Genomic DNA, 15,129 nt, shown 5'->3' with positions numbered 1-15,129 from the left:
CGGGGAATGGAAAAGGAGGCGAAGAAGCGGCAATGGAGGAAAATAAAGCGTGGGAAGCCTCGTGGATCTGGACGGAGCGCAATCGCGGGGAGCGGGCGGACGGCAACGAGCTGGTCTATTTCCGCAAAACGTTTCAGCTCGCGGACGCCTCTGCGGTCCGCTTGGTCGCGGAAGTGTCGGCCGACAGCCGCTATCGTCTATACGTGAACGGCGTTTCGGCGTCTACGGGGCCGGCCCGGGGCGATCTGCGGACCCACTATTACGAAACGATAGATTTGTCCGCGTTTTTAAGAGACGGTCTTAACACGCTGGCCGTGAAGGTGCTGCATTATAAGGAAGGGGAGCCTCGTCCTTCCGCGATTCCGAGCGCGCATACCGGAGCTTTGCTTTTTCAAGGCAGGGTAACGGATCCGCATGGTCAGGAGCTGCTGCGTCTTGACACGGACGAGTCGTGGCTGTGCCGGGTGGACGATGCGATCGCGTTCCTTCCGGAAAGCTATACCTGCGTCGGCGGCGGGGAGTCGGTCGAGGGAGACCGGCTTCCGCACGGCTGGCAGGAAACGGAGTTCGACGATCGGGACTGGAAGCGGGCCGTTGTCATAGCACAGACCCACCTGGAGCACGACGGTTTCCTGACGCCCTGGCAGCTCACGGCGCGGACGATTCCGCCGATGTTCGAGCGGGACAGAGCTTTCGTGAGCGTCACCCGCGCGGAGATGTCTCCGGGAGCAGTAATGCGGGAGGCTTCGTTCGAGCGGGAGTGGCTTCGGCTGCCCGCGCACGGCAAGGCGGTCGTAGAGCTGGACGCCGGGGAGCTGACGACGGGGTATTTGCGAATGGAGATGGCCGGCGGACGGGGAAGCGAGATCCGCTTTCTGTGCTCGGAGGGCTATGAATCGGAAGATGGCGTCAAAGGCGTCCGCGATAAGGCGGAAGGCAACGTCCTGCGCGGGTATCTCGAACGTTATGCGGTATCGGGGCAAACGGCGGCAGGAGACGAGTCGTATGAAACGTTTCTGTTCCGCACGTTCCGCTTTGTCCGGTTCGAAATCGAGGCGGGCGGCGAGCCGCTCGTCATTCATCGCGCGTACTACCGCGAAACCGGCTACCCGCTTGAAGTTCGAGCTTCCTTCGAAGCCTCCGATTCCAGTCTGGGGCCGTTGTGGGACGTTAGCGTGCGCACGCTGCAACGCTGCATGCACGAGGGCTACTATGACTGCCCGTTCTACGAGCAGCTGCAGTACAGCATGGATACCCGTCTGCAGGCGATGTTCACGTATGCGATTAGCGGGGACGACCGATTGGCGCGCAAGGCGATCTATGAATTCCATAGCTCGCTGCTGCCCGGCGGCATGCTGCTGAGCCGCTATCCGTCGATTCAGCCGCAGGTCATTCCCGGCTTCGCGTTGTATTGGATCATGATGTTATACGACCATCTGCTGTATTACGGAGACGCTGAGCATGCGGCGCGCTATCGTCCGACCGTGGACGCCGTGCTGGACTGGTTCGCGCGCCGGATCGGCGGCGACGGTCTCGTCGGAGCCGCACCGCGAGGGTATTGGTCCTATGTCGATTGGGTGAAGGAGTGGGAACGGACGCGCGGCGTTCCGTCTTCGGAAGGTCCGTTGACCGTGTATAACCTGATGTATGCGGACGCGTTGGAGAAGGCCGCCTTCATCAACGAGGCAACCGGCAGGCCGGAGATAGCCCGCGAGTACAGGGGCCGCGCGAAGGAAATTCTCGCGGCGGTCAACGCCCGCTGCCGCTCGGCCGAGCGGGGCTTGTACCGGGACGGACCCGAGCTGGAGTCGTACAGTCAGCATGCGCAAATCTGGGCGATTCTCTCGGGAGCGGTACACGGGCAGGAAGCGTCTGAGCTGGCGAAACGGCTGATGGAGGATTCCTCGCTGCCACAGGTGTCTTACTCGATGGCTTTCTTTCTGTTCCGCGCTTTGTCCTCGGCCGGGCGATACGACCTTAGCTTCGCGCTGTGGGATCGGTGGCGGGATCAGATTGGTCTTCATTTGACGACATGGCTGGAGGACCCGGTATCCCAACGCAGCGATTGCCACGCCTGGGGAGCCGTGACTTTGTACGAGTTCACGTCCGAAATTCTCGGCGTAAAGCCGGACGGCATCGGATACGAACGCATCCGGATCGAGCCGAGGCCGGGTCCGCTGCAATGGGCGCAAGGCCAAGCCGTAACCCCGCACGGACCGGTGGAGGTCGCTTGGCGCATTTCCGAAGGAGAGTTCCGGCTAGAGGTAGCCGGGCTGCGCGGGAGGTCGGCGGACGTTCGGCTGCCGGACGGAACGGTTCGGCGCGTCGAAGGGAAGGATGGCGCCGAGTTCGCCTGCCGCATGCCGGGCAGCTCCGGTTAAGGGGGAAATGCGATGTTCTCCAAGGTCGCCGTCAGCGCGGTCGCCGCACTTATCGCCGCTGCGCTCCTGATCCTCGGACTTCCGGGATGCGGGACAGCGCCGGATTCGGGACCATGGGAAAGGAAGAGGCTGATGGAAATCCCCGCTTTCGCCTATGCGCCGGAGCATGATGCCGCAGACGGCGTCAGGGCGCTATTCTATGAAGGTCTGCCGTATGAAGATAAACCGACGAAAGTATTCGCTTACGTCGGCATGCCGGAATCGGGAACAGCCGTCGGTCGCGATGGGGCTCCGGCCGTCGTGCTTGTGCACGGCGGCGCCGGTACCGCCTATGTCGATTGGGTAAGGGAATGGAACCGCCGCGGCTATGCCGCCATCGCGATGGATCTGGAAGGTCATCTGCCAGAGTGGGATGAGCAGGCAGGCGGATACAAGCCTCACGAATGGGGAGGACCGGCCAATCAGCCGGTATGGAAGGACATCGACAGGCCGGAGCGGGAGCAATGGACTTACCATGCCGTTGCGGACATCGCCCTCGCGCATTCGCTTCTGCGTTCGCTGCCGGGAGTCGATCCGCAGCGTACTGGAATCGTCGGGGTGTCGTGGGGCGCAGTATTGACGGAAATTGCGGTCGGCACCGACGAGCGATACCGCTTCGCGATTCCGGTCTACGGCAGCGGATTCGTAGCGGAGTCGGAAAGCTATTTCGGCGACGCTTATCGGAGCTGGCCGGAGGAAACCCGGGCGAGGTTCGAGCGTCTATGGGAGCCTTCCATCTATTTGCAGCGCGCCAAGCTGCCAATGCTGTGGGTGAACGGGGATAACGACGCGCATTTTCCGCTGACCGTATTTACCAAGTCCTACGAGGTCGTGAAGGATAACGCCGTTCTGAGCATTCATCCCGGCATGCCGCACAATCAGGAGGAAGCCATCCGTCCGCCGGAAATTTACGCCTTTGCGGACAGCGTCGTATCCGGGGCAGCGCCGCTGGCGCGCATCGTCCGGCACGAATGGCGGGACGGGGCCGACGGCGTCGGCGTCTCGATCGAGCTGGATAGTCCCGAGCCGATTGTCCGCGCGGAGTTCTACTATACGCTGAACGTATCCGATCGACTCAGTCCGGTATGGAGCAAGCGGGTCGTGAATGTGCCTACGGACGAAGGTCTGAAGCCGCGGATCGAAGCCGCGTTGCCCGCCAAGACGAAAGCCTACTACGCGAACGCCATAGACGCGAGAGGTTATATCGTCAGCGTCGGGCTGACGGATATAGCTGGGAGGGCGAATGAATGAACCGCATTCTTCGATCTTTGGGTTGCTGGCTGCTGGCTATCTCTATCCCGCTCGCTCAGACCGGTTGCACGCGTTCGCCGTCCGGAGCGGACAACGAATCGGCGGGCAATTGGATTCTCGATACGGGCTTCGAGCGCGGAGCGATGGTGTTCCATCCGATTCCCGGCGCGGCCCGTGTAAGCGGAAAGCTGGATTTCGGCCGCGATCTGGAAGGGCTGAAGTCGGAATGGATCGTGTCGCAATGGAATTCCAAGAGCGATATCTCCAAAATTACTGGAAAGCGCGACAGCAAAATGTATACGTACGAGAACGCGTCCAAAACGCTGGCCGTAGCGGACGACGGAACCGTGACGCTCCGCGTCGATACGGGAGAGGAGTACGACACGCCTCGCGTCAGGCCGACCGACCCCTGGGTGCATCTGTACCTTGAGCAGCGGTACGGCAGCCCGTATCGGCTCGCGGACCGGGACGATCTGCGTCTGCGTTTCGAAGCGCGGATTACGGAGTCCGAATCCCTGATGTCGCCGGAACAGTACGATCCGGGTCTTCACGCCTCGATTGCCGTATTTTATCTTATCGTCGGGGATCTGTCCGGCAGCGGGGACTTCCTCAATTTCTGCGTGCCGATCTATGACAACCGCCACGACGTTCCGCCGGGAGAATGGCACATCGATAGCGGCTTCAACCCGGCGGGAGACACGCACAAGCTCATCTATACGCTTGACGGCGGCGGCCTGTACGATTCGCCGACCGGAGACGGACAATGGCATCGCGTCGACGTCGAACTGCAGCCGCACATCGAGCAGGCGCTGGAGATCGCCAAGCAAAACGGTTATTTCGACGGGGTCTCCTATTCCGATCTCGGATTGGAAGCGATCTATATCGGCTGGGAAGTTCCCGGCGTCTTCAGAAGCGAGATGCAGATCCGGGATATGGCCCTATTTTGAGTAACTCATAATAAAAAGCTTGTAAAATAAAAATCTTCGTGCAGAATTAAGGGGTGATACTACATTCAAGGAGTGGGGATTTGAGAAAGCAAAAGCCAATGTCGTTCGATGAACTGTTGAAGGATTTGCAAGGCCAGAAGACGATTCAGGAAGATCCGAACCATATCTCGTTGGGCAAGCTGTTTAATGAAGCGTTTATAAGCAGGCATTCCAACTCTGCAACCTTTGACGAGCTTCTGGAGAAGGGCAACTTCCAAGCAAAGACTTGGGAAGACATAGACAATATTCTTGAGGAGCTGTTGGATCGCCATATCGCAAGGGAAACGGATTTTGCGAATTGGAAAGCGATGCTGGATACGGCGACCAGGGAATATAACGAGAAAAGCTGCCCCTGAGCGGGTTTGCTGACACGCCCTAGAAACAGAGCAGTAAAAACACCTTATTCCGCGCTGAGCCAAGCCGCCGGAATAAGGTGTTTTTGGCGTTAAGCCGCTTAGTTCTTCCGGAACAGCTCCGGAAAAGCCTCTCCCGCGAACAGATCGCCGTCGCGGCCGCGAGATCGTATTTGGACCGTTGCCGTGGATGGCGAGCGCGTGATGGAAGCTCACCTAACCATCGGCATGCACTCGAACTGGCGATGTGTACTCAAAATAAATAGGATCAACCCGCTATTCTTCTCTGTAAAAGTAAGGGAGCGTGATCCTTTCTCTGCTGTACATGGAGAAGATTTTTTTGTAAAATTGATCTTTGAGAGAGGAAGCTTTTTCCACTCATACTTGAAAATTTGATTCATCCTCCCTTCCCAGCAGCACACTCTCAAGAGAATGAAGAAGACAATGGGACAGTAAGGCAGCAGCTTGAGCGTTTTATTTACACAAAAACATCAATGAGGGAGCATAAGGGAATGAATTTCTTTAAAACGACCAGTTCTGATCAAGTGTTAGTGAAAGAGAGTCGGAATTTATTTGAGAAAATGGGGAATAATGATCTTTCTGCCGATCTACAATTATCGTCTCTGGATTCATCGATAGCGAAGGAAATCGGTGAACATGTAAACTTCGCTTTAAATAAGCTAAGGGAATCGGCCCGGGACACGGAAGTTCGCTTGGAGTTAGTGACGAAAGCTATCCAGGTAGGTTTATGGGATATGAAGGTTATTGCTGGAGATCCTGTTAATCCTAATAACGAGTTCATCTGGTCTGACGAGATTCGAAGCTTGCTTGGCTATAACGACGAGAACGATTTCCCTAACATTTTGAACAGTTGGGCATCGAGAATCCATTCGGAGGATCAGGCGTGGGTGATGAAGGCTTTCGCCGATCATTTAAATGACCATTCCGGTAAAACTCCCTATGATATTGAATACCGCTTACATAAGAAAAACGGCGAAACCCGTTGGTTCCGAGCTACGGGGACGACTCTTAGAGATAATAATGGGGTTCCCCTTCGGGTAGTGGGTGCGCTTTTTGATAATCAAGAGAAGAAAATGAAGGAACAAGAAATAGTCGCGATCCTAACAAAGTACGATTTGATTCATCAGGCTTTGGTAGAAGCGCCTTGGGACATCACAATTATTGATGGTGACGTTCACAATAATCAAATGTGGATGTCGTCTCAATTCAGAAAAGCGCTCGGCTTTAAGGACGAACATGATTTTCCTGATAAATTTGAGAGCTTTAGCAGCCGACTGCATCCGGAGGATTTGGATCGTGTGCTCCACTTGTTTGCCGAGAGCTTAAACGATTATTCAGGCAATACGCCCTTTGATACACAGTATCGATTATGTCTGAAGACCGGCGAATATCGTTGGTTTCAAGCGACAGGCACAACGCTTCGCAGCAGCAACGGAGTTCCCCTTCGATTCGCCGGAACCATACGCGATATTACGCTGGAAAAAAATAAGGAACGCGCCATTAAAGACATGAATCATAGCATGATACAGCTTTCCGATTCCATTAATGAAATGGTAAAAGCAATAGAAGCGGTAACGATTCAAGCTCAAGAAATGGCCACAGCACAGGAACAATCCATGCAAGCGGCTAATCAAGCCAAGGCCGGTACGGAAGAAACGAAGAACATTTCGTTATTCATACGCGAAATTGCAGCACAAACCAGTTTACTGGGGCTAAACGCCGCAATTGAGGCAGCCCGTGCCGGGGAGTTCGGGCGCGGTTTTGGCGTCGTTGCTGACGAAGTTAGAAAGCTGGCCTTCAACAGCGCAGAAGCCACAGAAAATATTGAAAATAGCTTGGGTGAGATGACCGTACTTATTGGCCAAATTCAGCAGCATATTAGCAATATGACGACGATGACGCAATCGCAGGCAGCGGTAACTGAGCAATTGAATGCATCTATGGAAGAAATAAGCGTCATGTCACAAAGCTTAGTGGATATCGTTAAATCTATTTAGAGCTTATAACACAGTGATTACCTTCCTCCTACTCGAGTAGGGGGATTTTTACATTTCTATCTCGGTCTGGAGGCCATCTATATCGGGTGGAGGTTCCAGGCGTTTTCAGAAGCGCGATACAGATCAGCGCTTGAGAAAGCAAAAGCCAATGATTCAGGAAGATCCGAACTCTATCTCGTTGGGCGGGAGAACTCAGCCGCTCTGGCACTTGAACACGGTCGAAGGGGGGTAGCCTTTGACCGATTTGAACACATTGCTGAAATACGAAATGTCGCGAAATCCGCATCGTTCGGCAACCTGCGTGACGGAGAACCCGCCGGTGGACAACAGCATTTCCCCATGGTTGATCCGGATCATATTCAAATGCTCCTTGAAGGAATAGCCCATGTTTTTTTTGAATAATTTCCCCAGGTATACCGGATGGAGGCCCACAATCTCGGCCATTCCGGCCAAATCCAACTCTTCCGCATAGTGTTCGGCGACGTACACGAGTACTTGATTCACCCGTTGGTCGGCTCTCGCGGAATCGCGGCTGATGTTCGACAGCAACCGATGGAGAATCAGCATGAACAACGCACGGGCCTGCATGAGGTATCCGGGCTGTCTACTCATCCAGACGTGAGTGAATTGCTTGAAGTAACCGACCAGTTCGTTCGTGATGACGTTTTTCGTCACGGTCTGGAGCGGGAGCGGTTCCGTGTTCTCGTTCGGGAGCCATTTGAAATTGAAGGCGTAGGAGTGCGCCGGATTTTCCTTGAACGTATGCGCTTCGCGCACGCTCCCTACGGGAATGTAAACGACGTCTCCGGCTTCGACGGTGTGCTTGACGCCATTGACGTAATAATTGGACTTGCCTTCCACGACGAAGGTCAGATCGTGAAAGTCGATCGTTTGCTTGATGATTTCCCAGTTGGGAAAGCATCGCCTGTCCACGAAAAACACGACGTCCGGGATCATATCCTGCAACCGTTCGAATTCCGTTTCCAAGGGGGGGGGATCACCTTCCTTGTCCTTGAAGTCCCGAAGGCACTACGGGGGTGCAACTGGATTCATCTTACCACCGGAGTCCCAAGAATTGAATCAGGATGTTTAATAATTACAAAAAATATCTAGTTGCTCTATGGATAGTGAAAACGCTTAAATCTATAATTTGAGCAAATGAATGATTTTTCCCTCGACCAAGATACCTTATTCCACTTGGGAATCCAAGAATTTTCCGTGAATGTCTTTTTGTTTAGTGATTGAATTGTTGCAAGTTTGATTTGGAGGAAAATGAATTGGAAAATGACAACAAGATCGTTCTGGAGTCGACAAGCCGAAACGGGAAGGGCGTGGGGGAAGGGTACAAAGCATGGCTGCGCTATCCGCCGCTGAATCTGAATCAAGCGAAAGAGTATGCTTCATGGTGCGGCGAAATCGTCATTGCCGCTTCGGAGCCGTCGGCTGTGCTGAAGAATGCCTGCGAGGAGCTCGTGAACGGCATCGGATCGATGCTGGGCACAGCGCCCCGGATCGGCGGAAGCGGGAAGCTCCCGCGCTTTCTCCGAATTACGACGGGCGATCTCGCTGAATTGCAGGGAGCGATGGAGACGGCTGAACTTGAGGAGTTGGGAGAAGAAGGTTACGTGCTGAAGACCGTTCGGGAACCTGAACGGGAATACATCGCGATTGCCGGGCGGACGGATCGGGGCGCGCTGTACGGGGCGTTCCATTTCCTTCGCCTGATGCAGACCGGCCAAAGCGTGAATGATCTCAGCGTGATTGAGAAGCCGGCCGCCAAACTCCGGATGATCGATCATTGGGACAACATGGACGGCAGCATCGAGCGGGGGTACGCGGGCCAATCGATTTTTTACCGCAATGGGAAGTTCATCATGGATCGTAAGCGCATTCGTGATTATGCTCGCATGATGGCGGCCGTCGGATTGAACGCGATCTCCATCAATAACGTGAACGTGCACGAGACGGAGACAAACCTCATTAACCCCGAGCTGCTGCCTTCGGTGGCGGCCGCGGCCGATATATTCAGGGAGTATGGAGTCAGGCTTTTCCTAAGCGTGAACTTCGCCAGTCCGATCCCGTGCGGCGGGCTGACGACGGCCGATCCGCTCGATTCGGGGGTGAGGCGATTCTGGGCGGAACGGGCTGCCGACGTGTACCGCCACATTCCCGATTTCGGCGGCTTCCTGGTCAAAGCCGATTCGGAATTTCAGCCGGGACCGTTTACTTACGGACGCGACCATGCGGACGGGGCGAATATGCTCGCCGAGGCGCTGCGTCTCTACGGCGGTATCGTAATCTGGCGCTGCTTCGTGTACGACTGCCTGCAAGACTGGCGAGACCGGAAGACCGACCGCGCCCGGGCCGCCTACGATCATTTCCGTCCGCTGGACGGCAAGTTCGCCGACAACGTCGTGCTGCAAATCAAGAACGGTCCGATGGACTTCCAGGTAAGGGAGCCCGCTTCTCCGCTTTTCGGGGGACTACGGCAGACGAACCAGATATTGGAGCTGCAAATCACTCAAGAGTATACAGGGCAGCAGAAGCATCTTTGCTTCCTGGTCCCGCAATGGAAGGAGGTCCTTGATTTCGACATTTATGCGTCAGGCGAAGGTTCGACAGTAGCGAAAGCGGCGACGGGCGAATTGTTCGATCGGCCGCTTGGCGGAATCGCCGGCGTATCCAATATCGGGGACGACTCCAATTGGACCGGTCATCTGCTGGCGCAAGCCAATTACTATGGATACGGCCGGTTGATATGGCGCCCGGAGCTGACGGCGGAGCAGATTGCCGATGAATGGGTGCGGATCACGTTCGGACTCGATCCGGTCGTCGTCGCGACGATATGCCGCATGCTGCTCGATTCCTGGATCATCTACGAGAAATACACGTCGCCGCTCGGAGTCGGCTGGATGGTCAATCCCGGCCATCATTACGGCCCGAATGTCGACGGATATGAATATTCGAAGTGGGGGACTTACCATTATGCCGACTGTCGCGGGGTAGGAGTAGATCGGACCGTTAAGACGGGCACCGGTTATACGGGACAGTATCACGACGAGGTTGCCGCGCGCTTCGAAGCGATCGAGAGCTGTCCGGACGAACTGCTGCTTTTCTTCCACCACGTGCCCTATACGCATGTGTTGAAATCCGGCAAGACCGTCATACAGCACATATACGACACGCATTTTGAAGGCGCCGAGCAGGCGGACAAACTGGTGGACGCCTGGCGCGGCTTACAAGGCAAAATAGATGAAGCTCGTTATGAGAGCGCGCTGAGTCGTTTGCAAGAGCAATCGAAGCATGCCAAGGAATGGCGGGACGTTGTAAACAGCTATTTCTTGCGCAAGTCGGGTATTGACGACGAGCAAGGCAGAACAATCTACTAGACGGGGGGAGAACAAAGGATATGGAAAAGAATGCGTGTAGGGCGGTGAGGATTTGACTGCTGCAGTGAGAAGCAAATCGCTCGGATATTTGAAACGATACTGGGTTCTCTATGCGATGTTGCTCCTGCCGGTATCCTTTTTTATCATTTTCCGTTACATCCCGATGAATTACATTCAAATCGCTTTCAAGGATTACAGCATTGTCAAGAGTCCGATGGAAATGGAATGGGCGGCAAATCACGGGTTCGAATATTTTATCAAGGCTTTTTCCAATCGCGATTTCCTTTTCGCTCTGAGAAACACTCTTCTTCTTAACTTTCTGGACTTGGTATTCGGCTTCCCAGCGCCGATTATATTGGCCATCATCTTTAATGAACTGGCCTTCAAGCGGTTTAAGAAGTTTACCCAGACGGTTGCCTATATGCCGCACTTTTTGTCATGGATCATCGTTGCAGGCATGGCGCTTCAACTTTTTGCGCCTAGCTCGGGTCTCGTCAATATCATGCTGAACAAGCTGGGGGTTGAATCCATTCCGTTCCTGAACGACTCCATGAATTGGGTGATCACCTACGTTGCGCTGGGCATATGGAAGAGCGTCGGTTGGGGCACCATTCTCTATTTGGCAGCGATTGCAGGGATTAACCCGGAGCTTTACGAGGCTGCTTCCGTGGACGGGGCGGGACGCATGCGAAATATTTGGCATATTACGCTGCCGGGATTGCGTTCTACCATCATCGTATTGCTCATTCTAAACCTTGGTCATATTCTCGGCAGCGAATTCGACAGACCGTTTGCGCTTGCCAACAAGCTGGTGACGGATGTTTCGAACGTGATCTCCATATTCGTTTACAACTATGGGATTCGCGGTTTGCAATTCTCACTATCGACTGCTGTCGGTTTGTTCCAATCCGTCGTTGGCGTCATTTTCCTGTTCGGAGCAAACGCCTTGGCCAAAAAATTCGGCGAACGCGGCATCTGGTAGGGAGGGGAATCTATGATTAAATCAAAAAGCACCAAATTAGGGGATTGGATCATCGTTTTCATTTGCGTGTTGGTGATTCTGGCCTGTCTCCTGCCGTTTTTGAACATTGTGGCGCGATCCTTAAGCTCTGCGGAAGCTATGGTGAAGAATCAAGTTTTGCTTTTGCCGGTGGATCTGAATTTTAAAGCTTACACGGCCGTACTCGGAGATTCCAAAGTCACATGGGCGTTAGTATGGACAGCGATCCTGACGGTTGTCACGACGATTTGGTGTATGTTCATGACGATTCTGTGCGCATACCCGCTTATCTATGACAACCTGAAGGGCAAGAAATTTATTCTGGCGCTCATTCTTTTTACGATGTATTTCAATGCAGGCATCATCCCAACCTATTTGCTTTTGAAAGGGCTGCACTTGCTGAATAATCCTTTGGTTCTGATTTTGCCGGGCAGCATCAGCGTATTCAACGTCATCATCATGCGCAGCTTCTTCTTCGGCATTCCCGAGAGCCTCAAAGAATCCGCCGAGCTGGACGGAGCGGGACCCTTCAAAGTCCTGGTTAATGTCTATTTGCCGCTTTCCATGCCTGTGCTGGCAACGCTGTCGCTCTTCTATGCGGTTGGCCGCTGGAACGGGTTCTCGGATGCGTTGATGTTCATGAGCGACAGAACCTACTATCCCATCCAATTGCTGCTCTTTAACATTCTCAATAGCATTACCAGCGTTGAGGTGGCCACGCAGGAGGGCTTTACCAGCCCGGGCTTGTCCGAATCCATTAAGTCTGCAACCGTCGTGTTTGCAACCCTGCCGATTTTGCTCATTTACCCTTGGCTGCAGCGATACTTTATTTCCGGCGTTACGATCGGAGCCGTAAAAGGTTAACGGCTTACCTGCGGTAAAAGTCGACAAAGTCGATTTTTATAAATCGAGCAACAGGCACAAGCAAAAAAAAGGAGGATCTTACATGCGTTTAACCAGGTTTTTGACCATCTTGGCGCTTGGTTCCGTCTTCGCTTTGGCGTTTGCGGGATGTACCAAGAGCAACAACAAGGATTCGGCAAGCCCGTCCAGCTCATCGGCTCCACCGGCATCCGAACAATCGTCCGCATCTCCTTCCGCCGACGAAGCCGCTGCAAAGCTCGAAAAGCTGGGCCTTGATTCCAATTTCAAATTCAAGGAGACTCGCAAAATCACGGTAGAGATTTACGATCGGGGCAATACTGGAGGATCCAAGCCTGAAGACAATGTCTATACGAAGTACATCAAAGACGGAATGCTGCGCGATCATAACGTAGAAGTGACTTTCGTACCGGTTCCGCGCTGGACGGAAGGCGAAGTTCTTAACAATCTTCTGGCCGCGGGGCAAGCTCCGGATATCAGCGTGACCTACTCGTATCCGACTATCCAGACCTATGCCAACATGGGCGGTATCACGGATCTGGCGCCGTTTGTCGACGAATACAAAGATCTGCTGCCGAACTTGTGGGGATATCTCACCGACTCGAACATCAATTGGGACAGAGATCCGAGCACAGGAAAGCTGTGGGCATTGGAAGCTCGCCTGAATGTCCTGAACCGCATCAATACTTTCGTGCGCGAGGATTGGTTAAAGAAGCTCGATCTCCAGGCGCCGACGAGTCTGCAAGAGTTCGAAAGCATGCTCAAAGCATTTAAGGACAACGCTTCCACGCTCTTGGGCAAAGATGCGGACAAGATCATTCCTTTCTCCACGAGCTTCGACGTAGGGTGGCGTACGGACCATTTGACAACGTCCTTTGTGCCGGACAATATTACGGACAAGGACATCTACGTTAACGGATTTGACGATCGCAAGCTTCTTTACCCGAATTACAAAGAAGGCATCAGAACGTTGAACAAATGGTATAACGAAGGTCTGGTCTGGAAAGACTTCCCGCTCTATCCCGCCGGAGATAAAACAGAAGATAATCTCATGAAAACAGGCTTTGTCGGCGCGTTTATCCACAACTGGGATTATCCCTATCGCGACGGTGAAGACGGCATTACCGCAAACCTTCATAAGCTTGTCGGTCCGGACGCAAATTATATTGCTGTTGAGCCCTTCCCGAACGATGCCGGGGTTTATCGGAAGTTCTTGTCGGCGCCCGTTGACCGCAAGCTATTCTTCCCGTCTACCAACAAAGAACCTTTGGCTTCAATGTTCTATCTGGATTGGATCTCCAAGCTTGAGAATCGGGTATACCTGCAATTCGGCGAAGAAGGCAAGACGCATGAAAAGATGCCGGACGGTTCCTTCAAGACGATTGCCGCTACGGACGAATATATCATGAACTCGCCGGCCAATATCGACTATACGATCACAAGCAACGGTCTTGACACCGGGGATCCGGATTTGACTGCCAAGTCACTTGCCAACGGGTATGCAGGGGTTGACGCAAGACTCATTGAAATTGCAAACAAGATTACGACGAATGACGGACGCGTAGGCAAAAATGCCAAAGCGGGTGAAATTAAGTCCGAAGAAGGTCAAGGCGAAGCGCTTAGCAAGAAACGCGATGCCTTCTTGGATCAGGCTGTCGTAGCATCGGTTGACAAGTTTGACGCTGCATATGACGCGGGTATGAAGGATTACCTCAGCTCGGGCGGTCAGGCCATCATCGACGAGCGTAAAGCGGCATGGGAAAAACTTTATGGCAGCGAAACGATGTTGAAATAACCATTGCGCCGCTGCCTTCGAGTGGTTCGTTGAGAAAAGTTAGAACATCAAAACACCTTATTCCGCGCAGCGCCAAGCCGCCGGAATAAGGTGTTTTTGATGTTAAGCCGCTTAGTTCTTCCGGAACAGCTCCGGAAAAGCCTCTCCCGCGAACAGATCGCCGTCGCGGCCATTCAGCAATCCCACGTTCATGTGGCCGTCGCCGCGCGTACCGGCCTTGTAGCGCGTATCTCCCGTCATCAGATGGACGGCCAGCGAGCGACGCGGCCGCGAGGTCGTATTCGGACCGCTGCCGTGAATGGCGAGCGCGTGATGGAAGCTCACCTGGCCGGCCTTCATGATCATCGGCACGGGCTCGAACGAAGCATCCTCGGGGAGGTCCATGCCCTTGCGCTGCTTCTCCATATCCTGCTCGAAGAAATCATTCACGTTAAGTAAGCCCCATTGGTGGCTTCGGGGAACGACCTGCATGCAGCCGTTGTCCAGATTGACGTCGTCGAAGGCGACCCAGGCGGTGACGAGCGTCGGCTCGGCCGCGCACTGCCAATAGGCGTAATCCTGATGCCAGCCGACGTTGCCGCCCGATCTTCGATCGGGATTGCCCGGCTTGAACAGCAGCTGGTCGTGCCACAGGCGAATGGAGTCGGCCCCCATCAGCAGGGAAGCGATCTCGCCGATGACGGGATCGGTAGCCAGCGAGCGAAGCTCCAGATCGGCCCAGTGGGAATTGTCGGTTTTGCGCAGCCCGTTGCCTTGCTCAGGCGTCCAATATCCGTTGTAAGGCGCGCGACCCGTTTCGAATTGACCGGCATAAACCCGTTCCATATGTTCGCAAAGTCGTTCCAACCGAGCCTCGTCAAGGAGCTGCGGCGCTACCCAGTACCCATTCTGTTTGAAAAAAGCGATATCTGCCTCCGTTGGCAGCAAGTTGTTCCGATCCGACATTTCCGATTCCTCCCGGTTCGATGATGGCCGCACGATTTCCTCATGCGTTGGCTTCATCATAACGCGAGCTGTCGGTTGTCGGCTTTGTTC

10 protein-coding genes and 1 pseudogene are annotated in these 15,129 nt (G+C 54.1%); 8 read left to right on the top strand and 3 right to left on the bottom strand.

Going from position 1 to position 15,129, the window contains the following annotated elements; all coding sequences use genetic code 11:
* Positions 1-32 precede the first annotated feature (32 nt).
* Together J4772_RS23905 and J4772_RS23900 are read left to right on the top strand one after the other, a co-directional pair.
* Positions 33-2,381 (top strand): alpha-L-rhamnosidase-related protein, encoded by a 2,349-nt coding sequence (locus J4772_RS23905; protein WP_209071691.1) that lies wholly within the window; start codon positions 33-35, stop codon positions 2,379-2,381.
* Positions 2,382-2,393: 12 nt separating this feature from the next.
* A complete protein-coding gene (locus J4772_RS23900; protein WP_209071690.1) occupies positions 2,394-3,671 on the top strand; it encodes an alpha/beta hydrolase family protein in 1,278 nt (425 codons plus the stop codon).
* Positions 3,672-3,941: 270 nt separating this feature from the next.
* Here the strand turns inward: J4772_RS23900 and J4772_RS37615 are convergent.
* Positions 3,942-4,037 (bottom strand): annotated as a pseudogene (locus tag J4772_RS37615) (hypothetical protein); the annotation flags it as partial.
* A 679-nt stretch (positions 4,038-4,716) separates the two neighbouring features.
* Between J4772_RS37615 and J4772_RS23890 the strand changes: the two are divergent.
* Positions 4,717-5,013, top strand: a complete 297-nt coding sequence (locus J4772_RS23890; RefSeq protein ID WP_209077397.1) for a hypothetical protein — start codon at positions 4,717-4,719, stop codon at positions 5,011-5,013.
* A gap of 509 nt (positions 5,014-5,522) precedes the next feature.
* On the top strand, positions 5,523-7,028 hold the full coding sequence (locus J4772_RS37415; RefSeq protein WP_305827748.1) for a methyl-accepting chemotaxis protein: 1,506 nt from the start codon (positions 5,523-5,525) through the stop codon (positions 7,026-7,028).
* A 192-nt stretch (positions 7,029-7,220) separates the two neighbouring features.
* Here the strand turns inward: J4772_RS37415 and J4772_RS23880 are convergent, their stop codons facing one another.
* Positions 7,221-7,961, bottom strand: coding sequence for an AraC family transcriptional regulator (locus tag J4772_RS23880; RefSeq protein WP_247741218.1), 741 nt, complete (start codon positions 7,959-7,961; stop codon positions 7,221-7,223).
* Between the two features lie 398 nt (positions 7,962-8,359).
* On the opposite strand from J4772_RS23880, the gene J4772_RS23875 reads away from it, so the two are divergent.
* The 4 genes from J4772_RS23875 to J4772_RS23860 all read left to right on the top strand — a co-directional run bounded on the left by J4772_RS23875 (position 8,360) and on the right by J4772_RS23860 (position 14,094).
* Positions 8,360-10,417: an alpha-glucuronidase family glycosyl hydrolase gene (locus J4772_RS23875; RefSeq protein WP_209077391.1), complete on the top strand. Its 2,058-nt coding sequence runs from the start codon at positions 8,360-8,362 to the stop codon at positions 10,415-10,417.
* A 52-nt stretch (positions 10,418-10,469) separates the two neighbouring features.
* On the top strand, positions 10,470-11,399 hold the full coding sequence (locus tag J4772_RS23870) for an ABC transporter permease (RefSeq protein WP_247740830.1): 930 nt from the start codon (positions 10,470-10,472) through the stop codon (positions 11,397-11,399).
* Between the two features lie 12 nt (positions 11,400-11,411).
* Positions 11,412-12,281 (top strand): carbohydrate ABC transporter permease, encoded by an 870-nt coding sequence (locus tag J4772_RS23865; RefSeq protein ID WP_116062966.1) that lies wholly within the window; start codon positions 11,412-11,414, stop codon positions 12,279-12,281.
* An 82-nt stretch (positions 12,282-12,363) separates the two neighbouring features.
* The gene (locus J4772_RS23860; protein ID WP_209071689.1) at positions 12,364-14,094 is read left to right on the top strand and encodes a type 2 periplasmic-binding domain-containing protein; all 1,731 of its coding nucleotides are present in this window, start codon (positions 12,364-12,366) and stop codon (positions 14,092-14,094) included.
* A gap of 111 nt (positions 14,095-14,205) precedes the next feature.
* On the opposite strand, the gene J4772_RS23855 is transcribed toward J4772_RS23860, so the two are convergent.
* Positions 14,206-15,039 (bottom strand): phytanoyl-CoA dioxygenase family protein, encoded by an 834-nt coding sequence (locus tag J4772_RS23855; protein ID WP_209071688.1) that lies wholly within the window; start codon positions 15,037-15,039, stop codon positions 14,206-14,208.
* Between the last annotated feature and the right edge of the window lie 90 nt (positions 15,040-15,129).

Source organism: Cohnella sp. LGH, from assembly GCF_017671885.1.
Classification (GTDB): domain Bacteria; phylum Bacillota; class Bacilli; order Paenibacillales; family Paenibacillaceae; genus Cohnella; species Cohnella phaseoli.
This window is presented reverse-complemented; position numbering and strand designations above follow the sequence as displayed.

Excerpts from the sequence above, each read along its gene's own strand:
- J4772_RS23905 (WP_209071691.1), top strand. The coding sequence starts at position 33 with ATGGAGGAAAATAAAGCGTGGGAAGCCTCGTGGATCTGGACGGAGCGC.
- J4772_RS23900 (WP_209071690.1), top strand. The coding sequence starts at position 2,394 with ATGTTCTCCAAGGTCGCCGTCAGCGCGGTCGCCGCACTTATCGCCGCT.
- J4772_RS23890 (WP_209077397.1), top strand. The coding sequence starts at position 4,717 with ATGTCGTTCGATGAACTGTTGAAGGATTTGCAAGGCCAGAAGACGATT.
- J4772_RS37415 (WP_305827748.1), top strand. The coding sequence starts at position 5,523 with ATGAATTTCTTTAAAACGACCAGTTCTGATCAAGTGTTAGTGAAAGAG.
- J4772_RS23865 (WP_116062966.1), top strand. The coding sequence starts at position 11,412 with ATGATTAAATCAAAAAGCACCAAATTAGGGGATTGGATCATCGTTTTC.
- J4772_RS23860 (WP_209071689.1), top strand. The coding sequence starts at position 12,364 with ATGCGTTTAACCAGGTTTTTGACCATCTTGGCGCTTGGTTCCGTCTTC.
- J4772_RS23855 (WP_209071688.1), bottom strand. The coding sequence starts at position 15,039 with ATGTCGGATCGGAACAACTTGCTGCCAACGGAGGCAGATATCGCTTTT.